Annotated in this window: 19 protein-coding genes; 6 read left to right on the top strand and 13 right to left on the bottom strand. The window is 63.3% G+C overall.

Translation table 11 applies throughout. The features are described from left to right. From E1N52_RS21265 to E1N52_RS21245, 5 genes are all read right to left on the bottom strand, one after another. Positions 1 to 174: helix-turn-helix domain-containing protein (locus tag E1N52_RS21265; protein ID WP_133184698.1), on the bottom strand; the 174-nt coding region annotated here is incomplete at its 3' end. A gap of 186 nt (positions 175 to 360) precedes the next feature. Further along, on the bottom strand, positions 361 to 3,087 hold the full coding sequence (locus E1N52_RS21260) for an MGH1-like glycoside hydrolase domain-containing protein (RefSeq protein ID WP_133184697.1): 2,727 nt from the start codon (positions 3,085 to 3,087) through the stop codon (positions 361 to 363). Positions 3,088 to 3,175: 88 nt separating this feature from the next. Beyond that, complete coding sequence (locus E1N52_RS21255; protein ID WP_133184696.1) at positions 3,176 to 4,669, bottom strand: efflux transporter outer membrane subunit; 1,494 nt, start codon at positions 4,667 to 4,669, stop codon at positions 3,176 to 3,178. A gap of 1 nt (position 4,670) precedes the next feature. Beyond that, positions 4,671 to 7,889, bottom strand: a complete 3,219-nt coding sequence (locus E1N52_RS21250; RefSeq protein ID WP_133184695.1) for an efflux RND transporter permease subunit — start codon at positions 7,887 to 7,889, stop codon at positions 4,671 to 4,673. A gap of 11 nt (positions 7,890 to 7,900) precedes the next feature. After that, complete coding sequence (locus E1N52_RS21245) at positions 7,901 to 9,187, bottom strand: efflux RND transporter periplasmic adaptor subunit (RefSeq protein WP_133184694.1); 1,287 nt, start codon at positions 9,185 to 9,187, stop codon at positions 7,901 to 7,903. A 1,163-nt stretch (positions 9,188 to 10,350) separates the two neighbouring features. Between E1N52_RS21245 and E1N52_RS21235 the strand changes: the two genes are divergently transcribed. Genes E1N52_RS21235 through E1N52_RS21215 form a run of 5 tightly spaced genes read left to right on the top strand, consistent with a single transcriptional unit; the run spans position 10,351 to position 15,289 of the window. Continuing rightward, a complete protein-coding gene (locus tag E1N52_RS21235) occupies positions 10,351 to 11,328 on the top strand; it encodes a LysR family transcriptional regulator (RefSeq protein ID WP_133184693.1) in 978 nt (325 codons plus the stop codon). Next, positions 11,328 to 12,797, top strand: a complete 1,470-nt coding sequence (locus tag E1N52_RS21230) for a flavin-containing monooxygenase (RefSeq protein ID WP_133184692.1) — start codon at positions 11,328 to 11,330, stop codon at positions 12,795 to 12,797. Before E1N52_RS21235 ends, E1N52_RS21230 begins: the two co-directional genes overlap by 1 nt. Before the next feature lie 32 nt (positions 12,798 to 12,829). After that, positions 12,830 to 13,342, top strand: coding sequence for a CMD domain-containing protein (locus E1N52_RS21225; RefSeq protein ID WP_133184691.1), 513 nt, complete (start codon positions 12,830 to 12,832; stop codon positions 13,340 to 13,342). Continuing rightward, positions 13,339 to 13,938 (top strand): peroxidase-related enzyme, encoded by a 600-nt coding sequence (locus E1N52_RS21220; protein ID WP_133184690.1) that lies wholly within the window; start codon positions 13,339 to 13,341, stop codon positions 13,936 to 13,938. The genes E1N52_RS21225 and E1N52_RS21220 overlap by 4 nt, the downstream gene beginning before the upstream one ends. 46 nt (positions 13,939 to 13,984) lie before the next feature. Continuing rightward, entirely contained in the window at positions 13,985 to 15,289 is a 1,305-nt protein-coding gene (locus E1N52_RS21215; RefSeq protein WP_133184689.1) for an MFS transporter, read from the top strand. A gap of 78 nt (positions 15,290 to 15,367) precedes the next feature. On the opposite strand, the gene E1N52_RS21210 is transcribed toward E1N52_RS21215, so the two are convergent. The 7 genes from E1N52_RS21210 to E1N52_RS21175 form a co-directional block, all read right to left on the bottom strand. Then, positions 15,368 to 15,835: a septal ring lytic transglycosylase RlpA family protein gene (locus E1N52_RS21210; protein ID WP_246089157.1), complete on the bottom strand. Its 468-nt coding sequence runs from the start codon at positions 15,833 to 15,835 to the stop codon at positions 15,368 to 15,370. A 202-nt stretch (positions 15,836 to 16,037) separates the two neighbouring features. Further along, positions 16,038 to 16,343 carry a DUF4148 domain-containing protein gene (locus E1N52_RS21205; RefSeq protein ID WP_133184688.1) on the bottom strand — a complete coding sequence of 102 codons (306 nt, stop codon included), beginning with the start codon at positions 16,341 to 16,343 and terminating at the stop codon, positions 16,038 to 16,040. Between the two features lie 391 nt (positions 16,344 to 16,734). After that, positions 16,735 to 16,935, bottom strand: coding sequence for a hypothetical protein (locus tag E1N52_RS21195; RefSeq protein WP_133184686.1), 201 nt, complete (start codon positions 16,933 to 16,935; stop codon positions 16,735 to 16,737). 253 nt (positions 16,936 to 17,188) lie between these two features. Continuing rightward, positions 17,189 to 18,256: an ABC transporter ATP-binding protein gene (locus E1N52_RS21190; protein ID WP_133184685.1), complete on the bottom strand. Its 1,068-nt coding sequence runs from the start codon at positions 18,254 to 18,256 to the stop codon at positions 17,189 to 17,191. Between the two features lie 19 nt (positions 18,257 to 18,275). After that, on the bottom strand, positions 18,276 to 19,067 hold the full coding sequence (locus E1N52_RS21185; protein WP_133184684.1) for an ABC transporter permease: 792 nt from the start codon (positions 19,065 to 19,067) through the stop codon (positions 18,276 to 18,278). Continuing rightward, the gene (locus E1N52_RS21180; protein ID WP_133184683.1) at positions 19,064 to 19,996 is read right to left on the bottom strand and encodes an ABC transporter permease; all 933 of its coding nucleotides are present in this window, start codon (positions 19,994 to 19,996) and stop codon (positions 19,064 to 19,066) included. The genes E1N52_RS21185 and E1N52_RS21180 overlap by 4 nt, the downstream gene beginning before the upstream one ends. Positions 19,997 to 20,111: 115 nt before the next feature. Then, a complete protein-coding gene (locus E1N52_RS21175; RefSeq protein ID WP_425468103.1) occupies positions 20,112 to 21,221 on the bottom strand; it encodes an ABC transporter substrate-binding protein in 1,110 nt (369 codons plus the stop codon). 494 nt (positions 21,222 to 21,715) lie between these two features. On the opposite strand from E1N52_RS21175, the gene E1N52_RS21170 reads away from it, so the two are divergent. Next, a complete protein-coding gene (locus E1N52_RS21170) occupies positions 21,716 to 22,849 on the top strand; it encodes a porin (RefSeq protein ID WP_133184681.1) in 1,134 nt (377 codons plus the stop codon). Between the two features lie 96 nt (positions 22,850 to 22,945). Here E1N52_RS21170 and E1N52_RS21165 read toward each other — a convergent pair whose 3' ends face one another. Next, complete coding sequence (locus tag E1N52_RS21165; RefSeq protein WP_133184680.1) at positions 22,946 to 24,529, bottom strand: tetratricopeptide repeat protein; 1,584 nt, start codon at positions 24,527 to 24,529, stop codon at positions 22,946 to 22,948. Positions 24,530 to 24,636: the final 107 nt, after the last annotated feature.

Genomic DNA, 24,636 nt, shown 5'->3' with positions numbered 1-24,636 from the left:
GCCTTGCGGCCCATGCTCGCGGAGTCGCGCCACCAGCCGCCGGATCTGCCGGGTCGTCAGCCCGAGACGTTCCGCGGCGCGCGTTGGCGTAAGCCTGCCGTCCACCACGTCCTCAATGACCTTGAATCTGTCCAGCTCGCACATCGTCATGGTTATCCGTTCTGTTGCAGCCATCGCAGCTCCGGCGCTGGACCTCCAGCGGCCGGTCAGGCTACGGGCAACTCGAAAGCGGACATTTGAACTTGGCCAAAAGCGGACATTTCTACTTAGCCACTACAAATCAAAAGTTCGATAATTTGCATTATGTTAAATAAAAGATAACCACGTTTCCGGCACCACGCTCCTCGCGATGCGCCTCCCTCAGCGCCCCTCATCCATTTGCTGGCCAACGACACCCGCCATTACACGCCAGCGATCGCTTTCCAGAACGGTCTGTGCGTCGATGCGCCTGAACAGGTCCAGGAGCGGCGCAACGAGCCCGGTCCAACCGGTCTGGTGACTTGCACCGAGTCCCGCACCGTTGTCGCCGTGGAAATACTCGTAGAACAGGATCAGGTCACGCCAATGCGGGTCGTCCTGGAACTTGCCTGTCCCGCCATAAACGGGGCGCCGACCATCCTCGCCGCGAAGAAACGTACCCGTCAGGCGGCGGACGATCTCCTGTGCCACCTCGAACAGCGTCATCATCTGTCCGGATCCCGTCGGGCATTGAACCTTGAACTCGTTTCCGAAAAAGCCGTATAGATTCGTCAGCGCCCTCACGATCAAGAGATTCACCGGCATCCACACCGGCCCCCTCCAGTTCGAGTTGCCGCCGAACATGCCGGTATTCGACTCCGCAGGCAGATACTGCACCTTGTATTCCTGTCCGCCCACCTCGAGTATGTACGGGTGGTCGAGATGGTAGCGAGACAGTGAACGGATGCCGTACGGCCCGAGGAATTCGTTCTCGTCGAGCAGATATCCGAGCACGCGCTCCAGTTTCCGCGTATTCAGGATCGACAGGAGTCTACGATTTTTATGGCCGATGAAGCCAGCATCGGTTGGGGCCACATGGGCAAGCAACTCCGGGTAACGGCTTCGAAATTGTGTGATCAACTCCATGAGTCGCGGACAACGCAAGACTGAATCGGCTTCGAAAACCGTCGACGCACAGAGCGGCAGCAAGCCGACCATCGACCTCACTTTCAAGCGCATCGTCTGGCCGTCGGGCAGACGCAACAGGTCATAGAAGAATCCGTCCTGCTCGTCCCACATGTCGTCCGGTTGGTCGCCAAGCCGGTTCATTGCGTAGGCAATCCACATGAAATGCTGGACGAACTTGAAGGCAATCTCTTCGTACATGGGGTCGTGCTCGGCCAGGATCATGGCCATCTCGAGCATGCTCTGGCAATAAAACGCCATCCACGCGGTGCCGTCCGCCTGCTCGAGCGAACCGCCTGTGGGTAGCTGAGCGCTGCGATCGAACACGCCAATGTTGTCGAGCCCGAGAAAGCCACCGGCGAAGACGCTTCGACCCGAGGGGTCCTTGCGGTTGACCCACCAGTTGAAATTGAGCATCAAGCCCTGGAACGAGCGCTCGAGAAAGCGCGGATCGGCGCGTCCCAACGCTTTCTCGTACTTGTAGAGCCAGAGCGTGGCAGCGGCATGTACGGGCGGATTCACGTCACTGAAGTTCCACTCGTAGGCCGGGATCTGCCCGCTTGGATGAAGATACAGGATGCGCAGCATCAAGAGCAGCTGCTGCTTGGCAAAATCGAAATCGACAGGAGCTAGCGCGATCGTATGAAAAGCCAGATCCCATGCTGCGAACCAGGGGTACTCCCATTTGTCCGGCATGGATATCACGTCAGCGTTCAGCATATGGAACCACTCGGTATTGCGCACCGCGTGGCCGCTGGCTTCGAGCAATGGATGGCTCTGGTGCTCGCGCAACCACCGCTCGAGATCGAAGTAGTAGTACTGCTTGCTCCACAACATGCCTGCCAGCGCCTGACGGTGTACGCGTCGCTCATCGTCGGTTAGTACCGCTGGCGCAATGCGTTCGTAGAACGCGTCCGCTTCGGTCACACGATCGTCGAAAGTCCTCCCGAAGTCATCGAACGGGTTGTCGAGGTTGACCGCGCTCAGGCGCAGCCTGATGGTTGCGGCGCCGCCCGCGGGCACGTCGCATACATAATGGGCCGCGGCCTTCGTTCCCGCTTTCGCCGGATTCACGGCGTCGCCCTGCCCGTCTATGACATATGCGTGGAATGCGTCCTTCACATAGGGTGACGCGTTGGGTTGGTTCCACAGACGCCGTGCGTTGCTTTCGTTTTCTGTAAAGAGCAGTTCCGTTGCCCCGTCGCAATAGAGCCAGTACTCACCCAGTTCCTGATGCGTCGCACGAATGACGCCTGAGCCCGTTTCGCATAGCGATGGCCTGTATTCGTCGTAGCCCCACGACCAGGTATTGCGAAACCACAGCGTCGGCAGAACGCGAAGCCGCGCCCCTTCCATTGCCCTGTTGTGCACGCTCACGCGTATGAGGATGTCTTCTGGGGCCGCCTTCGCGTATTCGACGAACACGTCGAAATACCGGTCGTCATCGAATATGCCCGTATCGAGCAGTTCATACTCGAGTTCACTGCGCGAACGCTTTCCGTTCGTCTCGACCAGATCCCGGTATGGAAATTCCCGTTGTGGATATTTGTACAGATACTTCATGTACGAGTGTGTGGGCGTGCTGTCGACATAGAAGTAGTACTCCTTCACGTCCTCGCCATGATTGCCTTCGCTATTGGTCAGACCGAAGAGACGCTCCTTCAGGATTGGGTCGTGTTCGTTCCAGAGCGCGAGCGCGAAACACAACCTTTGCTCGTCGTCGCAGAGACCGCCGATCCCATCTTCTCCCCATCGGTAGGTGCGCGAGCGCGATTGGTCATGGGTGAAATGATGCCAGGCGTTGCCGTCGTCGCTGTAGTCCTCGCGGACCGTCCCCCATTGACGCTCGCTGAGGTACGGCCCCCACTTTTTCCACGGCAGCTGCGCGGTACGCGACTCGTTCAGACGCCTTTCCTCTGCTGCGTCGACGTTTTCAGGACACATGCCTCGCCTCCCGATCCGCGAGATAGTCGTGAATGACGGTGGCGATGGGCCGGCGCTCGCAGTTGTGGTGCGCACAAGCCCCCGAGGGTCACTGCGGCACCTGCGCCACGGGTTCCGTCGTAGCGGGCTGCGCGGAAGGCGGTCCGCTCGCCGGTTGCGGCACGCTCATCTGCTCCGCCTGCACGACCCACCCGCCGCCCATCGCCATGTAGAGGTTGACGAGGTTCGTCAGCGTCGCGGCCCGGGTCTGCGTTTGCTGCAGTTCCGCGTTGAACAGATTGCGCTCGGCATCGAGCACTTCCAGGTAGCTCGTATAGCCGCCCTCGTAGCGCAGCCGCGCGAGCCGCAGATACTTGCGCAGCGAAGTGACCTGATCGTTCTGAATCTCGAGCTGCTCACGCGACTTTTGCGTCGAGATCAGCGCGTCGTCAACCTGCTGGAACGCGACCTTTATCGCATTTTCGTAGGCGAACAGTGCCTCCTGCTGACGCGCGTCGGCCTGCTTGTTCTGACCGTAGATGTTGCCGCCCGTAAAGAGCGGCATCGTTGCCGAGCCGGCGAACGCCCATACCCGAGCAGGTCCGGTGAAAAGACTGGAGAACTGCGTACTCACTGAACCGAATAACCCCGTGAGCGAAATCTGCGGGAAATACAGCGCGCGCGCCGCACCGATCAGCGCATTTTGCGCAACCAGATTCTGCTCGGCCTGCAGCAGGTCCGGGCGGCGTTCGAGCAGGTCCGACGGCATGCCCGCAGGCACGGCCGGCGTCGAGAGATCCACCAGTGCGCGTCCGCGCAGGATCGGCTCGGGATTGCTGCCGAGCAGCACCGCAATCGCGTCTTCCTGCTGAGCGATCTGCTGCTCGAATTGCGGGATGGTCGCCTTCGTCGCCGCATAGTCGGACTGGCTCTGGGCAAGCTCCATATCCGAGGTCTGCCCGAACTGCTGACGCAGCGTGAACACATGCACGGAATCGGCGCGACTCTCCGTTGTGCTCTTCGCGATTTCGAGTTGCGCGTCGAGGCTGCGCAGCGTGATATAGGACGATGCGACCGATGCGACGAGCGTCAGGATCGTCGCGCGGCGGCTCTGTTCGGCTGCGTTCACGTTTGCACGTGCCGCCTCGGTTTCACGCCGTACCTGGCCAAACAGATCGATGGTCCAGAAGGCAGACAGATTCGGCTGGAACTCGTTGAAAACCGGCGAGACGCCGGCCGGTATCGGCGTCGGCCCGTTCTGCGATGCGCGCTCGCGCGCAGCGCTGAAATTGGCACTCGCCTGCGGGAACAGTGCCGAGCGCGTGCTCACGAACTGGCCCATGAACTCGTCGACACGCGCGGCCGCCTGCTTCACGTTGAGGTTGTTCTCGAGCGCGGTCTTCACCAGGTCGTTCAGCACAGGGTCTTCGAACTGCTCCCACCACGTGGTGTTGGCGACGTCGGCCACATCCGGGTAGGCGAACCGGTACGTTGCCGGCACGTCCACTTTGGGCCGCTCGTAGTTGGGGCCGAGCAAACAGCCGTTCAGCAAGCCGGTGAGCAGGACTGGCGCGGCAACGCGCGCGATGGCTGCGGCACGCATGTCAGTCGTCCTCATGCCGTGCGGACGGCGTGACGGTCGGCGAGCCTGAGCCGCCTGATGCGGGCGGCGGCGTTCCGCTGCCCGGCGCGGGTGTTTCCTTGCCGCCGCCCTTGCGCGAGCCAAGCGTCTCGATCCCCCAGTAGAACATCGGAATGAAGAACACGGCGATCGCCGTTGCACCCAGCATCCCGCCGATCACGCCCGTGCCGATCGAATGGCGGCTGTTTTGCGAAGCGCCGAGCGCAATGGCTAGCGGCACACAGCCGAGGATGAACGCAAGCGACGTCATCACGATCGGCCGCAGGCGCTCTTCCGCGGCGACGAGCGCGGCGTCGTACGGCGTCTTGCCGGTCTCCCGGTTCAGGACCGCGAACTCGAAGATCAGGATCGCGTTCTTCGCGGCGAGCGCGATCAGCATGGTCAGCCCGATCTGGAAGTACACGTCGTTGTTCAGGCCGCGCAGCAGGATCGCGAGCAGCGCGCCGAACAGCGCGAATGGCACCGCCATGAGCACGCCGAGTGGCAGCGACCACTTCTCGTATTGCGCCGCAAGGATCAGGAACACCATGATGATCCCGAACACGAACACGAGCCCCCCGGTCGAGCCCGACTTGATCTCCTCGAACGCCTCGCCGCTCCACCCGACGGCGTAGCCCGGCGGCATCTGCGCGGCGAGTTCCTTCAGGGTATCGATCACCTGGCCCGAGCTGTAGCCCGGCGCCGCATTCGCGGTGATTTTCACCGCCGGGAAGTTGTTGAAGCGCGTGATCAGGTCGGGTCCCGTGACGTACTTGTAAGTCATCACGGCCTTGATCGGCACCATGTTGTTCGAGCGGCTGCGCACGTAGATCTGGTCGAGGTCGGCGGGCGTGAGCCGGTAGCGCGGATCGGCCTGAACGATCACCTGCCATAGCCGCGCGTCCTTGTTGAACTGCGACACGTAAAGCGAGCCGAACATCGTCTGCATCGCACTGTAGACCTCTTCGACCGGCACGCCGAGCGTCTCGGCCTGGTCGCGGTCGACGTTCACGAGCAACTGCTGCGAGCTTGCGTTGAACGTCGTGGTCACGCCGGTCAGTTCGGGGCGCGCCCTCGCCTTCGTCATGAAGTCCTGCACGACGCCCGCGAGCTGCTGAATGGAGCCGTCTCCGTGGCTTTCGATCCACATTTCGCTGCCGCCCGTGGTACCGAGACCAGGAATGGACGGCGGATTCACCGGTACGACGATGCCCTCCTGAATCTTCGAGAGCGTTTCGTAAGCCTTGATCAGCACAGCCCGCGCGTTTTGCTCACGGATGTTCGAGAACTTGTACCGTTCGTCGAACCCTTTCAGGCCGACGAAGAACGTGCCCGCGTTGTTCTTGTTCTGGCTGTCGAGCAAGCTGTAGCCGCTCACGATCGTGATGCTGCTGACCGCGGGCTGCTTCATGAAATGGTCGGTGACCTTGTCGCCCACGGCCGCGGTACGGTCGAGACTCGCGGCGTCCGGCATGATGATCGCGCCAAGCAGATAACCCTGGTCCTCGGGCGGCAGGAAAGCGCCGGGGATCGACTTGCCCATGAGGACCGCAAGCACGATCACGGCGCCGAAAACAAGCAGGCCCAACACGTAACGCCGGATGATGAACTGGACGGCGCGCCCGTAGCCGGCGGTCATCCGCGCGAACTGGTTGTCGAACCACCGGAAGAAGCCCTTTTTCTCATGGTGCGTGGGCTTGAGCAGAATGGCGGCCAGTGCTGGAGACAGCGTGAGCGCCACGATGCCCGAGAACACCACCGAGATCGCGATCGTGATTGCGAACTGCTTGTACAACTGTCCGGTGATCCCGCCCAGGAACGCAACCGGCACGAACACGGCGCACATGACGAGCACGATCGCGATGACCGGGCCCGACACCTCGTCCATCGCTCGCTTGGCCGCGTCTTTCGGACTGAGCTTGAATACGGTCATGTTGCGCTCGACGTTCTCGATCACGACGATCGCGTCGTCCACGACGATGCCGATGGCGAGCACCATGCCGAACAACGTCAGCATGTTGATCGAAAAGCCCAGTGCCGCCATCCCCATCGCCGTGCCGACGATCGACACCGGTACGGCCAGCACCGGAATGAGCGTCGCGCGCAGGCTCTGCAGGAACACGTACACCACGATCACCACCAGCACGAGCGCTTCGAAGAACGTATGAATCACGTCTGCAATCGAAGCACGCGTGAAATCCGTCGTGTCCAACGCGATCTGATAGTCGAGCCCTTCAGGAAACGACGTCTTGAGTTGCGCGAGCGTCTCGTGTACCTGCTTCGAAACGTCGAGCGCGTTCGCACCCGGCTGCTGGTAGACCGCGATGATCGTCGCGGGCTTGCCCTGGTAGGTGGTGCGATTCGAATAGCTCTTTTGACCCAGTTCGGCCCGGCCAATGTCTTTCAGGCGGACGATCGCCGCGCCGTTGCTCGCTGCGCGGATGATGATGTTGTCGAATTCGGCGGCCGTCGCGAGCCGCCCGGTTGTCGTCACTGCGAACGACTGCTCGACCGGGTTGCCGGTTGGCGCCTGGCCGACCGTGCCGACCGCGAATTGCTGGTTCTGGGCGCGCACGGCGTTTTGTACGTCGCCGGCGGTGATGCCGAGCTGCGCCATGCGATCGGGTTTCAACCAGATCCGCATCGCATAATCCGGAGTGCCAAAGATCGACGACTGGTTCGCGCCTGGAATCCGCTTGAGCGTGTCGAGCACGTAGACGTTTGCGTAGTTCGCGATATAGGTCGGATCGAAGCGGTCGTCCGGCGAGTAGATCGCAATCACCATCATGAATGCGTTCGACTTCTTCTGGACCTGGACGCCCTGCGACTGCACCTGCTGCGGCAGTTGCGGCAGCGCGAGGTTTACGCGGTTCTGCACGTCGACCTGGGCAAGTTCCGGATTGGTGCCGATCCCGAAGAATACGTTGAGCGTGTAGTTGCCCGTGGACGAACCGGACGAATACATGTAGATCATGTTGTCCGCGCCGTTGACTTGTTGCTCGATCGGCGCCGCCACGTTGTTCGACACGACGTCCGCGCTGGCCCCCGGGTAGGTCGCGGAGACCGTGATCTGCGGCGGCGTGACGTCTGGATACTGCGCGATGGGAAGCGAGAACAACGTCAATGCGCCGCCGAGCGTAATCACGATCGAGATGACGGACGCGAAGATGGGCCGGTCGATGCAGAAGTGCGAGATGTTCATCGAGTCGCCCCTTACTGCGACGCGCCGCTGCTTGCGGCAGGCGCCGTCGCGCGCGTGGCCGCACTCACCTGTGGCGCTGACGCCCCGCCTTTCTCGACGACTGCCTTGCCGCCGGTCTGCGTCGAAGGGAGCGTTCCGGCAATCTTGAGCGGTACGTCGGGCACGACGCGGATCGCGCCGTCTACCACGATGCGCTCGCCGGCCTTCAGGCCATCGTTAATGAACCAGTTGTCGCCGCTCCAGTCGCCAACTTCCACCACGCGCTGCTTTGCCTTCGACTCATTGTCCACGACCCATACGAAGTGGCTCTTCGCGCCCTGCAGCACTGCCCGTTGCGGCACGAGGATGGCATTCGGCCGCGTGGCGCCCGTCACGCGCGCGCGCACGAACTGCCCCGGCCGCAACGTGCCCTTCGGGTTCGCAAGCGAGGCCCGCACGAGGAACGTGCCCGTGTCGGTGCTGAACGCCGGATTCGCAAAACTGATGGTGCCGTGCTGCGGAAATTCCGTGCCGTCCGCAAGTAGCACTACCACGACGAATTCGCTATTCGGCGGGAAGATCAGCTTGCCCGCCGAAATCTCGTCCTGAAAGTGGAGCATTTCGTTTTCGGAAATACTGAAGTTCACCCAGATCGGATCGAGCTGATAGACAAACGTAAGGAGACCAGATGAATTGGCGATCAGATAGCTGCCGTCCTGCTGTCTTGCATAGCTCGCGAGTCCATCGAGCGGCGACTTGATCGTCGTGTAGCCGAGGTTGAGTTCCGCGGTCTCGACCTGCCCTTGGGCGGAAATCACCGCGGCCTGGGCCTGCTTCTCGTTGCCGATCGCGTCGTCGAGATCCTTCTGGCTCAATGCCTGTTGCGCGGCGAGCGGCTTGACGCGGGCAAGATTCTGCTGCGCTACCGTGAGCCGCGCCTGCTGCTGCGCAAGCTCGCCCCGCGCCGTCTGCAGCGCGGCCTGAAACGGCTTCGGATCCATCAGGAACATCGTCTGGCCGGCCTTCACCTTGTCGCCTTCGGAGTACGTTCGCCGGTCGAGAAAGCCGTCCACACGCGCACGAATTTCGACTTCACGCGAACTCTGCGTCTGCGCGGTGAACTCGAGCTGAACCGGGGTGTCCTGAGCCGTGACCGTCATCACCGTGACTTCCGGTGCGCCAAGCGCTGGCGGCCCCGATGCCTTCTTGCAGCCGGCGAAGAGCGTCAGCGCAATGGCGAAGAAGATTAGCGGCAGGCGGTCCCGGCGTGCCGCAACCCGGGGTAACGGTCGATGCTCTGGAAAGAACGGTCCGCTCATGAATGGCCTCCCGCAACGCGCCGGACCTGCGCATCGCCCCGGTACGCGCGCGCCATGGTCACCTCTGCGTTGCCCGCTCTCACTGTTCGCGAATTGGATCAGCAAGGATCTGCACACTGCGCTGGACACGGCGCCGGCTGAAGCATGACGGGGCCAGCCGGCTTGCCGCTCCCGGACGATTGCCCACGCCGGTTATGACTTCTTCGATACAACGTGCCCCGATGATTCACGCGAAGACCGGAATGATCTTTGGGTCGCTGGCTGGGGTGTCGCGCATACGGCGCGCTCGAAGCGCCACCAGCGCTGCCCGGCGCGTTGGTATCGGCGCCGTCCTGTCACGGCGCTCGTAGTCGTCAAGTGTGGTAGCCGTCCAGGGCAAAAACAATGAGACTTTGGTCCGATATCCCGCCGAGCACGCCTTTTGCTGTGCACGGCGAGGACGCAGCGGTTGCCAGGGCAACCGCCACGCGGCAAGCCCCGATCGATCAGGAGGCCGGCGCAAACCCGCTATGGGACTTTGCTCGACCGTCGAAGTTGAAAGCCACGCTGGGAGCGTGGCCGGACACTGTCAGTTGCAACCGTGACTATTCGCTGTCCGATAACAGGTCGTGCCGCCGGGCCCACGCGCGACGCCTTTTCCGTTCGCCGTCTTCGCCTCGCCGCCACGATTGTTTTGGGTCGTGCGAACACCATTCTGATTCGTCTGGGATGTCCAGGCGGTGCCCGTATTCCGGTTGTAACCGCCCGCGGAGGACCCATTGCCACAGACCGTTTGTCCACGGTTATTGGTCGCGCATTCCGCGAACGCGCTTGAACTGATGATTAAGCAAGCCACTAGCAACACGATCTTCATGGCGGTCTCCCGAAGGCTCTGCCAAAACGTGACTGGCGCATGACCGATGAAGCCTTGATCACCCCGTCGCCGTCTCAACGAGTGTAGGACGCGCGTTCGGCGAAGACCACCGTCCCGATATCGCCGGGCACACGTTGGAGCGGGTGGCGAGTCTTGCGGCCCGCGTCACCACAAGAACCCAGGAACCGTGTCGTTAGGGCAAACCCCTCTTCCAGAATAACGATATAAAGATCAATTATTTGAAAAACGTATTCTTACAGCGTCAGAATGTGATTTCTGCATTCTTGTGCATCCCAACCTCAACCGGAAGATGGAACTACGTCAGCTCGAAGCCTTCGCCGCAGTGATCACGACCGGCAGCGTCACCGCCGCCGGCCGCCTGCTGGGCCGGTCGCAGCCGGCGATCACGCGGCTGATCCAGGAACTCGAAACCGAGGTCGGCTATGCGCTGTTCACGCGCAACGGCCCTCGCGTCACGCCGACCGAGCAAGGCGTCCTGCTCTACGAGGACGTCGAGCACGTGCTGACGGGCATGCAACAGATCCGCAAGCGCGCGGGCGAAATTGGCCGCGGCGAAAGCCGGCCGCTGCGCATTGCCGCGACTTCCGCCCTCGCCGCTGGCCTCGTGCCCGTCGCGCTCGCGCGCACCGATCTCGCTGACACCGCGCAGACGATCCAGCTGCGCAGCCTGCCACCCGAACAGGTCGTGCACGACGTCCTCACCGGCGCCGCCGACATCGGCGTGGCGAGCCTGCCGCTTGAACATCGCGGCGTGGTCGTGCACTGGATCGGGCAATCCGCGTGCGTTGCGGCGCTGCGCGACGACGATCCGCTGGCGCGCTCTGAGCGGCTGCCGCTGTCGGCCTGCGAGGGCCGGCGCATCGTCACGATGCAGAACCCGTATCGTCTGCGCCGCCGGCTCGATCATGCGTTCGCGCAGGCAGATGTCACCCCGGCGGGGCTGATCGAGACGAATTCGTCGATGAACGCGCTGACCGCGGTTCGCGCGGGTCTCGGCATCTCGGTGCTCGAACCGGTGACGGCGTATGGCATGCCGCTTGCCGGTGTCTCGATCCGCCCGATCGACGCCGACATTCCGTATTTCTTCGGTGTGATCTCGCGCGACGCCATCGCGCTGCCCCCCGTGGCCGTAACGCTCATCGACGCGCTCGCCGACGCCGCCCGCGCCGTGCTGCCCGATTTCGCGCTGCGCGCGAGCACCGAGCACGCCCAAGTCCTGCAGTCGCTTTACGGCGATCTGCCCGCCACCAAGGAATCTTTGCCGTAATGAATCCGACCACCCCATCGTCCGCAGGTCTTGCCGCGCTCGAAGCCCGTCTGCGCGAGGATCTCGCGTGGCTCGAACTGCCCGCGAAGCGCTGGATACCCGAACGCACGCTCGACGGCCGCCCCGTGATCGACGTGGCGATCGTGGGCGGCGGCATGGCCGGGCTTGCGCTGGCCGCCGCGCTCGGCCATCTCGGCATCGGCGCCGTCATCTACGATCAGTCGCCGCGCGGTTTCGAAGGCCCATGGGCCACCACGGCGCGCATGGAAACATTACGTTCTCCGAAGCAGCTGACCGGCCCTGCGCTTGGCCTGCCCTCGCTCACGTTCCGCGCGTGGTTCGAAGCGCAGTTCGGCGTAGAGGCGTGGGAGGCGCTCGACAAGATTCCGCGCCTGCAATGGATGGACTATCTGCGCTGGTATCGCGATGTGCTCGACATCGACGTGCGCAACGAACACCGCGTGACCGCCATCACGCCATGCGCCAACGGCAGCGTCGCGCTGTCCGTCACGAGCGCCGCCGGCAGCGAGACCATCCATGCGCGCCACGTCGTCCTCGCGACGGGCCGCGACGGCCTGGGCGGCCCTGCCGTGCCGGCATTCGTGCGCGATCTGCCGCGCCGCTTCTACGCTCATTCTTCCGATGTCCTGGACTATGGCACGCTGCGCGGCAAGCGGGTCGGCGTCATCGGCGCGGGTGCCTCGGCGATGGACAGTGCGGCCACCGCGCTCGAAGCGGGTGCGGCCTCGGTCGATCTGCTGATCCGCCGCACGGACATCCCGCGCATCAACAAAGGCAAGGGTGCAGGCAATCCGGGCCTCACGCACGGCCATGTCGCGTTGCCCGACGACTGGAAGTGGCGCATCCGCCACTACATCAACGTGCAGCAGGTGCCGCCGCCACGCGGCAGTACGCTGCGCGTGTCGCGCCACGCCAATGCCCGATTCAACCTCGGTGCGCCGATCACCGGCATCGAGCAAGTGGACGACGAACTGCACGTCAGCACGCCGAAAGGCGACTTCGCACTTGACTTCCTCGTGTTCGCAACGGGCTTTCGCATCGATCTGGCGAGCCGCCCGGAATTCGCGCCGTTTGCCCGCCACGTTCGTGCATGGAAAGACCGCTACGCGACGCCTGCCGGCGACGACGACATCGAGCTTGCCGATTCGCCCGACCTCGGACCGGTGTTCGAGTTCCAGGAAAAGACGCCCGGCGCGTGCCCCGGGCTCGAGCGCATCCACTGCTTTTGCGCGCCCGCGACGCTCTCGCACGGCGCGCTGTCGGGCGATATTCCGGCTGTCAGCGATGGCGCGAAGCGGCTCGCACAGGGGCTTGCCGCGACGTTCTATCGAGAGGATGTCGAATTGCATTACGCCAACATGGCGGCCTTCGCCGAGCCGGAAATCGAAGGCGACGAATGGACGCCCGCGCCACCGCCTCCGGCCTTCGCCGAGCGCGAAGCGAAATGAGCGCGTGAATCTGCAGTTTTCCGGAGTTGACCATGACATACGACACTGACGACATCGTCGATCGCGTTGCCGACCTGGCGCCCGACTCGGCCACCCGTGCATTGCGGCACCAGCGCGCCAAAGTGGTGGAAGCGACGCAAGGCAGCTACGACGCGCTGTTCGACCCCACGCTGGAAGGCCTCACGTTGATCGAGCGGCTGCTCGTCGCGCTCTACGCGAGCCGCCTCGCGCCCTCACCGGCGCTCGCGGCCCACTACCGCGCCGAACTGGCCGCGCATGAAGTCGATGCAGCGACGCTCGCCGCCGTGGAAACGGGCGCGATCGAGGATCTCGCTGCGCCGCGCCTGCGCGCGATCCTCGCGTTCACGCGCACGCTGATCGAAAATCCGGTCGCTGGCGACAAGGCCGCGCTGCAGACGTTGCCCGCCGCCGGCCTGACGACGCCGGCCGTCGTGGCGCTCGCCCAGCTGATCGCCTTTCTGTCGTACCAGACGCGCCTCGTCGCGGGTCTGCAAGCCCTCAAACAGCTGGAGCGCGCATCATGAGCGACATCATCCGTTCGCACGGCTTCACGAACGAATCGCTGGAATGGGACGCGTGGCTCGACGTCGTCGATCTCGACCGGGCCACCACGGGCCAGATCGCCGTTCTCGAGGAGAGTCACCCCAAGGCAAAAGTCTCGGACTACTACCGGTTTCTCGTCCATCAACCGGAAATCCTCCGGCAGCGCTCCGCCGCGTTCAACGCGATCATGTACGCGCCCGGCGGCTTGCCTCGCGCGGAACGGGAACTGTCGACGACCGTTGTGTCGCGGCTCAACGGCTGTGTGTATTGCGCGTCGGTGCACGCACAGCGTTTCGAGCAGCTCGCCAAGCGCAACGACGTGATCCGGCAGGTATTCGCCGATCCGCACAGCGCGGGCACGACCAGGCGCGAAGAGGCGATCGCGCGTTTCTCGGCCGCGCTGACCGAGCGCCCCGACGAGATCGAGGCGGCCCAGTTGCTCGAATTGCGCGAGGCGGGTCTTTCGGATGCCGAAATTCTCGACCTGATCCATTCGATCGCCATTTTCGCGTGGGCGAACCGGCTGATGCTCAATCTCGGCGAACCCGTGTTTCCCGAGCCGACAGCCGCCTCCTGACCGACCAACGCTGGACCTCCCTTCAACCAAAACCCGGGGATAGCCGATGGGCACTCAACCTGGCATCAAGCCTGTCATCGTGGCCGCCGTGCTGGCCAACGCGATGGAGTGGTTCGACTTCACCATCTTCGCCGCGATGACGCCGATCATCAGCAAGCTGTTCTTTCCGGCCTCGCACGGCGCAGCGGGCGCGGATCTGAACGCCATCCTGCTGACCACGGCCCTCTTCGGCGCGGGTTTTTTCATGCGACCGGTGGGCGGCGTGCTGCTCGGTCTTTACGGCGACACGTATGGCCGCAAGGCAGCCATGACGCTCGGCATGGGCATCATGGCGCTGGCCGCCGCGATCATGACCTTCGCGCCGACGTATGCAACGGCCGGCCTCGCCGCGCCGGTCCTGATGCTCGTGGCCCGGCTGCTGCAAGGTTTTTCGATAGGCGGTGAGTTCGGCACGTCGACAGCGTTCCTGATCGAACTGGCGCCGCCAAATCGCACCGGCTTCTACGGCTCGTGGCAGATGAGCGGGCAGCTCATGTCGACGATGCTGGGCGCCGCGCTCGGCATGGTGGTCACGCAGGTGTTCACGCCCGAGCAGCAACTCGCGGGCGCGTGGCGCATCCCGTTCGCGGTGGGCCTGCTCATCGCGCCGCTGACCATCTACCTGCGCCGCCACGCAAGCGAAACCTATGCGCGCATCCACGCAACGCCGGTCACCCGCGCGACGGAAGCGGCCGCCGTCAAGCGCGGACTGTCCGACTATCTGATCGGTATGGGCATGGTCGTGGCGAGCACCGTCACGTTCTACGTCACGTTCGGCTATACCGTCACCTACGCGAAGCAGGTGCTCAAGCTGCCCGTTTCGGAAAGCTTCATGGTGCAAATGATCGCGGCCATCGTCATGCTGATCGTCACGCCGATCGCGGGCGCGCTCTCCGACCGCTACGACCGCAAGACGCTGCTGGTCGGTTCGCTGGGCGCCTACCTCGTGGCGATCTACCCGCTCTATGCGTGGATCGTGGCGGCGCCTTCCGTCTCGCGGCTGCTCGTTGCGCAGATCGTGATCGGCGTGTTGAGCGCGACCTTCCTCGGCGTGTATTGCACGACGCTCGCCGAGATGTTCCCCAAGCGCACGCGCGCGACGTCGCTCGCGGTGGTCAATAACGTCGTCGTTCTGATCTTTGGCGGCTTTGCGCAGACTTTTGTGACCTGGCTCATCGTGCTCACGGGCTCGCCGCTGGCGCCGGTGCTCTATGTGATGATCGGTGTCGCGCTCAGTCTCGTGGCCGTGGTGGCGCTGAAGCCGGGCCATTTCAGGCAGCGCAGCGCAAGCGCCGCTCAAACCACCGGGTGAGGCAGCGGGATTTTCCAGGTAGAGGGGGCAAGTCGAGGATGCGACGACTGGAGCATGCCGTGACGCGGCCCCCTCAAGTCATTGTCCTGTCGTCAGGATTCCGTCGCCGTCCGATGCCGACTTTATGTTCGACGTGTTCCCCACACGTTCGATCTGCACTTGCATCGACCGTGCGTCGGTCAGCCCCAGCGCTTTCGCCGCGGCATAAGAGAGATCGATGATTCGGCCTCTGACGTAGGGTCCGCGATCGTTGATGCGCACCACGACCGACTTTCCGGTTGCCACCGATCTGACGCGCACATAGCTGCCGAGCGGCAAGGTTCGATGGGCAGCCGTGAATGCGCCGGTGTTGAAGCGTTCCCCGTTCGCGGTCTCATGCCCCTGGAACTTCTCCGCATACCAGGATGCCTCGCCGGATTGCACCACCTCGTGGCGCAGATGACAGGCTTCACCGCTGCACGCGGCTTGCCGGGACGCCATTTGTCCGCACGCTGTGAACAACGCACAGATTGCGAAAACGCTCAAATAGCGCAGTGATGGCGTCATGGACCACATGTCAGTCAAATGAGCGATGGCTCAACGTTCTCAAAGGTGCAGAGCATACCGCATGCCCGGTCGACATAAAATCCTGGCAATTTTTAAGGTTTCACGCAATGGGCTCGCAAGTCCGGCCCTCATTTCGCGGCCGATGCCCGAAAGAGCCCCTCGATTCCTCGATTGGAAGGTAGGGGCTCGTCAACGCCTTGGCTTACTGACCGAAGTAGATCGGCTTCATGCTGTCACCGGCAGAGGGTGCACCAGACACCGAAGTACTGCCTGCCATCCCGCCGTAACCGCTCGCGCCGTTCTGCGCGGCCACGCGTGCTTCGGCCGCCTGGATATCGGCTGGATAGTTGGTGTTGTCGCCGTCGCCTGGGCGGTAGCCCGCCTGTTCGAGCTGGATAAGCTCGGCGCGAACCTGCTCGGGCGTCACGGCGGAGTTCGATTGTGCGAATGAAATAGCCGGAGCGGCGACGATGGTGAGGATAACGAAGGTTTGACCAAGGGATTTCATAATGAGCTTCCTCTAAAGATTGCCACATAGGGTGCGATAAGCCTGAACCAATGCGCAGGTTCAATACGCTCTCGCGAACTTTTCCGCGCCCCCCGCTGGCCTCCGTTACTTGACGGAGGCTCGATTCCCCGTTCGTTATGTCCGCCACGTTCTTGTTCGCATTGCCCTGCTGCCTGCATGGCATGACGTGCAGGCAGCACCATGGGTCCGTTGCCACCATGCGTGGTGATCGAAATTGCGCAGAAAATCGGCGCGGCGACGCTCATTGAGGTAGTGCGCCGTCACGCCAGCCACCGCAATCACAAGCGCGATCGTGCCGGCAGCCATCCCGAGCCAGGTTGGGTCCACGTCAGCCTCCCAGCGCCTCTGCGCTTCATGTGCCGCTGGACACTCAACCGTGGTAGTAGCCGTCGCCCACGGAGTTTTCCAGCACGCCGTCGACATACACGCCAACGGGGTCGCCGTCGGCGGACGTGAGAAGCGAGCCGGGGTGCTGGCCGATGATTTTGTTCCGGCCGCCCTGGAACCTCGCCATTTCCCGGTGATCGAGTTCTGCCGACTTTTGAAGGTCGCGGATGGTAAGCGTGGTCATGATGGGTCTCCTCGAGCAGGACGGTTGCAGGAACGGCCAGCCGGCAAGCCGCTTGCAGCACGCTATGCAGATGTCATGCCATACGGGAGCGCTCCGCGCGGCGCCCTTCCCCACGCGCATCGCGATGATGAGAGTTTGGGCGGGACCATCACCTGGCCGTGCGATGTTGGGCAATCGCCGACAGGCCGGCCGCGTCGCGCGGCAGCCGGCCGTTTGCGATCGTTCGTGAGCCGTGCTGGCTGGGTCGGGACGCTTACGCGCCCTCTTCCAGCACCAGCAGGTTCTCGTGCGAGAAGCCGAGCGCAATGGGCTCGCCGCGCTCCGGCAATGCGCGGTTGGGGTCGTTGAAGATGTCCAGCGAGACGACAGCCTCCTTCATGCGCGCACGGATCCGGACCACGGCGCCGAGAAAGTCGATGTCCTCGACGGTCGCGGCCAGCGAGTTGCGGCCCGCCGCCGGCGCTTCGAGACGGATCGCTTCCGGCCGCACGGCGAGCAGGCGCGCTTTGCCTGCATCGTCGGCGGGCAGTCGCTGCGAGGTGGTGAGTACCTGGCCGTCAACCGCGATGCGCCCCGCCGCCGCATCGACAATCGTTCCGGGCAACAGGTTCAGCGTGCCGACGAACGAAGCGACGAAGCGCGTGCGCGGGAAGTTGTAGATCTCCGAAGGCGTACCCACCTGCTCCACCCGCCCCTCGTTCATCACGACGATGCGATCGGAGATCGACAGCGCCTCCTCCTGGTCGTGCGTGACGAAGATCGACGTGATGCCGAGCTCGCGCTGCAGCATGCGGATATCCTGGCGCAGCGAGATGCGGATTTTCGCGTCGAGCGCGGACAACGGCTCGTCGAGCAGCAATACCTCCGGCTTGCCGGCAAGCGCGCGAGCGAGCGCGACGCGCTGCTGCTGGCCGCCCGAGAGCTGCCACGGGTAGCGCTCGCCGAAGACCGGCAGCTTGATGAGATCGAGCATCTCCTCCACGCGCTTTTTGATCTCGCCTTGTGCGCGGCCCGCGACCTTCAGGCTGAAGCCGATATTTTCCGCAACGGTCATGTTCGGGAACAGCGCGTAGGACTGGAACACCATGCCGACCTTGCGCTGACGCGTACGCAGCCGCGTGATGTCCTTGCCCGCGATGCGGATCGCGCCGCGCGTCGGTTCCTCGAAGCCGGCGATCATGCGCAGCACCGTCGTCTTGCCGCAGCCCGACGGTCCGAGAAACGTGATGAACTCGCCGCGCTCGATCTGGATGTCGAAATGATGCAGCGCCGTGTGCGTGCCGAACGACTTGTGCAGATTCTCTATTTCAAGGAATGCCATTGAATGACGCCTCGGGACTTCAGGATTTGGGAGCCGCCGCCGCGCGCACGGAGCCGAAGACCTGGATCAGGCCCATCGACGCCCATGTGACGACGAACGCGATGATCGCGAGCGCGGACGGTTCGTAGGCGCGGTTCGCGCCGATCAGCTGCAGATAAGGACCGAACGCCGGGCGGTCAAGCAGGCTCGCCATCGTGAACTCGCCGATCACGACGGCGAAGGTCAGGAATGCGCCCGACAGGATGCCCGAGCGGATATTCGGGAAGATCACCTTGAAGAGGATCGTCGGCCAGCCGGCGCCGAGCACTTCGGCCGCTTCGGTGAGCGTGCGTACGTCGACCGCGCGCAGGCCGGCATCGACCGAGCGATACATGTACGGCAGCGCCAGCGTCACGTAGCCGAACGCAAGCAGTAGATCGGTCGCGCGCTCGTTGCCGGTCATCGGCAGCCACGAACTGCTGTTGTAGAGGCGCAGATAGCCGAACACGATCACGATCGCCGGAATCACGACCGGCAGCAGCGTGACGAATTCGACGACGGGCCGTAGCTTCGGCAGCCGCAATTGCACCCAGTAGGCAGTCGGCACGACGAGCAGCACGCCGATGACGATCGTCACGAACGCCATCAGCACCGAATAACCGAACGAAGCCTGGAAGCTCGGGTCGCTCAGCACGACCTTGTACGCGTCGAAGCTGTATGTGCCGCGCCGCATCCGCAGGCTGAACTCGAAGGTCGCGAAGAGCGGGATCAGAAAATAGAGCGCGCCGACGACGATCGCGATCCATGCGCCCAGCCGTGATTGCGCTTTCATCGACGCCCCCTTTCGGCTCGCGCGCGTAACCAGAGATAGCCGCCGTTCGAGAGCCCGGTGATCACGACCATGCCGAGCGCGAGCGCATAGCCGAGATTCTGGTTGTGCAGCACGTCGCCGCGCACCTGTGCATACAGAAGGATCGTCACGATGTTGAGCGAGCTGCCGGTCAATGCGTACGCGGTGGCCACTGCGCCGAACGCGTTGGCGAACAGCAGCAACGCGCCGCCGAGCACAGGTGGCCACAGCACCGGCAGCGCGATGAGGCGCCAGTAGTGCCACGCGGTGCCGCCCAGGCAGTCGCAGGCTTCGCGCCACTCGCGCTTGAGGCCATCGAGCGCGGGTGTGATGATCAGGATCATTAACGGAATTTCGAAGTACAGGTAGGTGAGCGTCAGTCCCCAGAAGCTCAGGATGCTGAAACCCGTCGCGTAGAGGTTCACGTGCGCGTAACGGTGCAGCAGCATCGTGACGAGACCGACGCGCCCGAGCGTGCAGATGAACGCGAACGCGAGCGGCACGCCCGCGAAATTGGATGCGACGCCGGAGAAGGTCAGCAGCGTCGGGCGCACCCAGCCGGGTAGCCGGCCGAGCACCGCGGCCCACGCAAGCAGCACGCCGATCAACGCCCCACCCGCCGCGGATGCCGTACTGACCTTGATGCTGATCCAGTACGCGCTCAACACCTCGGGTTCGAAGAGCTGCCGGAAGTTGTCGAGCGTGAACTGCCCTTGCGCATTCTGGAACGCGCCGGCCATCAGGTACACGGTCGGCGCGATCAGGAACAGCAGCGTGAAAATGAAGAACGGCGCGACGCCTAGCCACGACAGGTAGCGCGCCGCGCCCGACGCTCGCTTCGAACGCGGAGCGTCTCCCGGCGGCACGGCGAGATCGGGCCCGTCGGGCTCCACATCGAATAAAGTGCTCATAGTGCTTTTCGGGAACGAAGGGTGAGCGATGGAATGCTCGCGGATGCGAGCGCACGTTACGGCTGGCGCGCGAGTGCGAGATGACCGTCTCGCGCGCCGCCGTGCTCAGGTGCGCTTACTTGACGTTCGCGCCGACGACGCTATCCCACTGCTTCGTCACGGCTGCCTTGGTCGCGTCCTGCTGCTGCAGCGTCGGGAAGACGGCCGACTTGTAGGCCGTGGCAGGCGGCAGCTTCGCCAGCAGCGCGGCGGGCACCTTCTTCTGAGCGTTGAGCTCGTTGTAGCGGATCGGGTGGCAATACCCCGCGAGCCAGCCGAGCTGGCCTTCGTCCGAATAGAGATATTCCATCCACAGCTTCGCGGCGTTCGGATGCGGCGCGTAGGCGCTGATCGCCTGCACGTACACGCCCGCCACCACGCCCGTCTTCGGCACGACCACCTCGACCTTCGGATTGCCCTTGAGCGTGTCGCGATCGGCCAGCGCGTTGTAGTCCCAGCGCACGAGGATCGGTGTCGTGCCCTGTGCAACCGATGCGGCCTTGCCGATCACCGGCACGAAGTTGCTGCTCTTGTTCAGGTTGGCGAAGAACGTGAGGCCGGCCGCTTCGGCCTTGCTCGCGTCACCCTTGGCCGACGACAGGCCGGCCGCGTACACAGCCTGGATCGCCTGGTTCGACGCGCGCGGGTCGCCGGCCAGCGCCACGGCGTTCTTGTACTCCGGCTTTTGCAGATCGCTCCAGTCAGCCGGAGCCTTGTCGATCATGTCGGCGTTGACTTCGAAGGAAAGGACCCCGTAGTAGTCGCCGTACCAGTATCCATCGGCATCCTTCGAGTCGTTCGGGATCGACTTCCAGGTCGAGACCTTGTACGGCTGCAACAGACCTTCCGCCTTCGCCGACGGGCCGAACGACAGACCCACGTCGATCACGTCCGGCGCTTGCGGACCCTTGTTGCCCTTGTTCGCCTTGATCGCCTCGATCTCGTCGCCCGAACCCGCATCGGGATTCAGTTCGTTGACCTTGATCCCGTACTTCGCCTTGAAGGCTGCGATCATCGGGCCATAGCCGCACCAGTCGTGCGGCAGCGCAATCACGGTTAGCTGGCCTTCCTGCTTCGCGGCGGCGACGAGCGCGTCGGACGGCGCGGCATTTGCGCTGCCGGCGCCCACGGAGGCCAGTACAGCGGCGCTAGCCGCCGACAGTAAACCAAAACGGCTTGACCGCATGCGATTCATAGAATTTCCCATCCTTTGCCGAAATTTACGTGTGGTGAAAGACAGCAAGCGAATTGCTGCACGCCTGCAGGCTGCCGCTAACGCCCTTCTTCGGTATATGGGCCGGGGCGTAAGGCGCGCCCGATCGTAATGGCGCAATGCGTCAGATTCGTGTCAACAATTCAGCCTGATCGGAAAAGGCACGGGAAATAGAGGTATGCGTCTATATTGTCCGGACGTGAATCTCAATTCACGCTCTTCTTTCGATTATTCGTTACTGCCGGTAAGAGCAATGCGATAAAGGAAATATTTATAAAGATTTTTGTGAGAAAAATTCTGTAAACGAGATATCGAACAATAGAATAATTGCCAATAACGGTTACTTAATAAATTAATAATCGGGAATTAGCCTGTCGTCGGCATGATCGACACATGCCTGAAAAAGCGCGGTGTCCGGTCCGTTCATGTCGGGCCGCCGCCTCTTAGACAACAAGGAAAATATTTCGATGAAGAAGTCCGCAATTTCTGTAGCTATCCTTAGCTTCTCAGGATTCTCCACCCAGGTCTTCGCACAGAGCTCCGTGACACTGTATGGCCTCATCGACGCGGGGATTCAGTACACGCACAATTCCGGCGGACAAAGCTCGCAAATCTCCATGACGAGCGGCAACCTCTCGGGTTCCCGCTGGGGGTTGAAAGGCAGCGAAGATCTCGGCGGCGGACTGACGACAGTCTTCACGCTCGAAAGCGGGTTCAACGTGGAGACCGGCAAGTCGGGGCAAGGTACCCGCCTGTTCGGACGTCAGGCATTCGTGGGGCTGCAGGACAGCCGGTTCGGCACGCTGACCGCCGGGCGTCAATACGACCCGCTCACCGACCTCGTGCAGCCCATCCAGGGCGATAATTTCCTCGGCGGCATGTTCTCCACGCCGGGTGACATCGACAACGCGGACAATACCGCGCGCTTCAACAGCGCGATCAAGTGGGCAAGCCCGTCGTGGGCGGGTCTCAAGACGGAATGGATGTACACGTTCGGCGGCGTTGCGGGCTCGCAAGGCTCGGGTCAGACGTGGAGCGGAGCGGTTTCGTACGGGCAAGGTCCGCTGGGCCTCGCAGCCGGCTTCATGCATATCGACAACGGCAATGCCGTGCTGTCGACGCGCGGCACGACGACGGCTGACTCGCTCTTCACTACGTCGGTCAACGACGCCTATTCGTCGGCCCGCTCCATCAATATCGCGCGCCTGGGCGGCAACTATGCCATCGGTTCCGTTACGCTCGGCGGGTATTACAGCTTCGCGCAATACGTCCCGGACGCAAGCTCGTCCTTCACGACGGCGCAAAAGTACAACACGGGTTCGGTCTACGCACTGTGGCAGCTGTCACCGTCGCTCACGACTGAAATCGGCTGTACGTATATGAAGTCGAGCGGCGATTCGTCGGCGAAGTACAACCAGTTCGCGCTCGGCGCCGACTACGTGATCAGCAAGCGCACCGACTTCTACGCAGTGGGCGGTTACGGGCACGCGAGCGGCGAGAATGGTGAAGGCACCGCACAGGCGGTGATCGGTTCGACTGAAATCGACTCCGGCAAGAGCTCGCAAGCCATTGTGATGATCGGCATGCGCCACCGCTTCTGAGTGCGTGGGGAAGCCACAGGCGGGAATTTCTTGCTGGGTGGCGAGCGGGCATGATGGCGGGCATATGCCCGGCCATCATGCCGCTATCGTGGTGGTCTAGCGGGCCGCGATCCGCGCGTCGAGCGCCGTGCGCAATGCGCTCACCACGTCGGCCCACTCGCCGCGGCGCGTTTGGCGGAACAGACGCGCATCGGCGTACCACGGGCTGTCGTCGCGGTTCAGTTGCCAGCGCCAGTCCGGTGTAAACGGCAGTGCAATCCACACGGGCTTGCCAAGCGCGCCCGCCAGATGCGCGACCGCCGTATCGACGGCGATCACCAGATCGAGTTGCGCGACGAGCGCAGCCGTTGCCGAAAACGTCGTCAGGCGCGCCCCGGCGTCGATCAGCCGGCCACGCTGCACGAGTTCGTCCATGCACGCGCGGTCGCGCTCGCGCAGCTCTTTTTGCAGCGACACGAAGCGCACATCGGCTTCGAAAAGCGGCAGGAGTTCCGCAAGCGGAATCGAGCGATTGCGATCGTTCACGTGCGTCGTGCTGCCCGACCAGACCAGGCCCACGCGCAGCCGCCGATCGCCGTTCTCTTCTGCGCCGATCACGTCGGACCACGACGCGCGCGCCGCCGCGTCGGCATCCGCGCTGAGATATGCGCCCGAAGTCGCGAAATCCGCTTCGCGCAGCGCGAGTGCGTGCGGCAGGCTCAGCATCGGCACGTGGTAGTCGAACGCAGGCGGCTCGGACGAATCGCCTGTTACGCTCGCCGCGCCCGCCACGTTCTGCAGCAACGGCAGCAGCGCATCCTGCACGCGCACGATCACGTTCGCACCCTTCGCGTGCAGGCGGTCGATGAAGCGCACGAACTGCAGCGTGTCGCCGAGACCTTGTTCCGCGTGCACGAGCACGGTCTTGCCCGCAAGTGGCTGGCCTTTCCATTGCGTCGCGTCGGGGAAATCATGCGTCATCGTGCCGTCGCGCCAGCGCCATTCGTATTCGCGCCAGCCGTGCTCAAATTCGCCGAGCAGCAGATTGGTCTGCGCGCGATTCGTGCGTGCACCCGCGTCGTTCGTGTCGATCGACAATGCTTTCTTGAACTGGCGCAGCGTGTCGTCGAAGCGATGCAGGTCGCGCAACGCGACGCCCAGGTTCACGTAGGCGGCGACGAAATTCGGCTTGAGTTCAATTGCCCGCCGGTATGCGTCGAGTTCCTCGTCGTAACGGCCCAGCGAGCCGAGCAGCGTGCCACGGTTGTAGTGCACTTCCGCGGAAAGCGGGTAACGGCGCGCGAGGCGGGCGAGATAGGCGAGCGCGGCCTCGGCTTCCTCCAGCTGGACCAGCGACATGGCCACGCCGTGCAGCGCTTCGGCGTGATCGGGCGCGAGCGCGAGCAGGCGTTCGTAGAGCGCGACGGCGTGAGTGTGATGCTGGGCGAGCTGGCAAATACGTGCGGCCTGCTGCAATTGTTCCGCAATCGTTTCGGCCGGTTGTGCGGCGCGCCAGGCGAAATCGGCGGCGCGCGCGTAATCCTCGCGCGTGGCGTAGACGAAGGACATCGCTTCCAGCGCACCCGCGTGATCGGGATGCGCTTGCAGGATCGATTGCAGGTCGTGCTCCGCGGCGTCGATGCGGCCGGCGGTGAAATGCTGCTTCGCCTGGGCGAGCAGCGCGACGATGGTGTCAGTCATGGGAACGCGGGGCGCTCGCGCCCGAATGCATGGATGAGGACTCAAGGCCGTATTTTACCTCAGCCGCGCCCGCGCAGTTTCGCCGCACCGCTTCGCCGGAAATCATG

The organism is Paraburkholderia guartelaensis (assembly GCF_004353905.1).
Lineage (GTDB): Bacteria > Pseudomonadota > Gammaproteobacteria > Burkholderiales > Burkholderiaceae > Paraburkholderia > Paraburkholderia guartelaensis.
This window is presented reverse-complemented; position numbering and strand designations above follow the sequence as displayed.

Excerpts from the sequence above, each read along its gene's own strand:
- E1N52_RS21235 (WP_133184693.1), top strand. The coding sequence starts at position 10,351 with ATGGAACTACGTCAGCTCGAAGCCTTCGCCGCAGTGATCACGACCGGC.
- E1N52_RS21195 (WP_133184686.1), bottom strand. The coding sequence starts at position 16,935 with ATGACCACGCTTACCATCCGCGACCTTCAAAAGTCGGCAGAACTCGAT.
- E1N52_RS21220 (WP_133184690.1), top strand. The coding sequence starts at position 13,339 with ATGAGCGACATCATCCGTTCGCACGGCTTCACGAACGAATCGCTGGAA.
- E1N52_RS21215 (WP_133184689.1), top strand. The coding sequence starts at position 13,985 with ATGGGCACTCAACCTGGCATCAAGCCTGTCATCGTGGCCGCCGTGCTG.
- E1N52_RS21185 (WP_133184684.1), bottom strand. The coding sequence starts at position 19,067 with ATGAAAGCGCAATCACGGCTGGGCGCATGGATCGCGATCGTCGTCGGC.
- E1N52_RS21255 (WP_133184696.1), bottom strand. The coding sequence starts at position 4,669 with ATGCGTGCCGCAGCCATCGCGCGCGTTGCCGCGCCAGTCCTGCTCACC.
- E1N52_RS21245 (WP_133184694.1), bottom strand. The coding sequence starts at position 9,187 with ATGAGCGGACCGTTCTTTCCAGAGCATCGACCGTTACCCCGGGTTGCG.
- E1N52_RS21180 (WP_133184683.1), bottom strand. The coding sequence starts at position 19,996 with ATGAGCACTTTATTCGATGTGGAGCCCGACGGGCCCGATCTCGCCGTG.
- E1N52_RS21170 (WP_133184681.1), top strand. The coding sequence starts at position 21,716 with ATGAAGAAGTCCGCAATTTCTGTAGCTATCCTTAGCTTCTCAGGATTC.
- E1N52_RS21250 (WP_133184695.1), bottom strand. The coding sequence starts at position 7,889 with ATGAACATCTCGCACTTCTGCATCGACCGGCCCATCTTCGCGTCCGTC.
- E1N52_RS21165 (WP_133184680.1), bottom strand. The coding sequence starts at position 24,529 with ATGACTGACACCATCGTCGCGCTGCTCGCCCAGGCGAAGCAGCATTTC.
- E1N52_RS21230 (WP_133184692.1), top strand. The coding sequence starts at position 11,328 with ATGAATCCGACCACCCCATCGTCCGCAGGTCTTGCCGCGCTCGAAGCC.
- E1N52_RS21205 (WP_133184688.1), bottom strand. The coding sequence starts at position 16,343 with ATGAAATCCCTTGGTCAAACCTTCGTTATCCTCACCATCGTCGCCGCT.
- E1N52_RS21225 (WP_133184691.1), top strand. The coding sequence starts at position 12,830 with ATGACATACGACACTGACGACATCGTCGATCGCGTTGCCGACCTGGCG.
- E1N52_RS21175 (WP_425468103.1), bottom strand. The coding sequence starts at position 21,221 with ATGCGGTCAAGCCGTTTTGGTTTACTGTCGGCGGCTAGCGCCGCTGTA.
- E1N52_RS21210 (WP_246089157.1), bottom strand. The coding sequence starts at position 15,835 with ATGACGCCATCACTGCGCTATTTGAGCGTTTTCGCAATCTGTGCGTTG.
- E1N52_RS21260 (WP_133184697.1), bottom strand. The coding sequence starts at position 3,087 with ATGTGTCCTGAAAACGTCGACGCAGCAGAGGAAAGGCGTCTGAACGAG.
- E1N52_RS21190 (WP_133184685.1), bottom strand. The coding sequence starts at position 18,256 with ATGGCATTCCTTGAAATAGAGAATCTGCACAAGTCGTTCGGCACGCAC.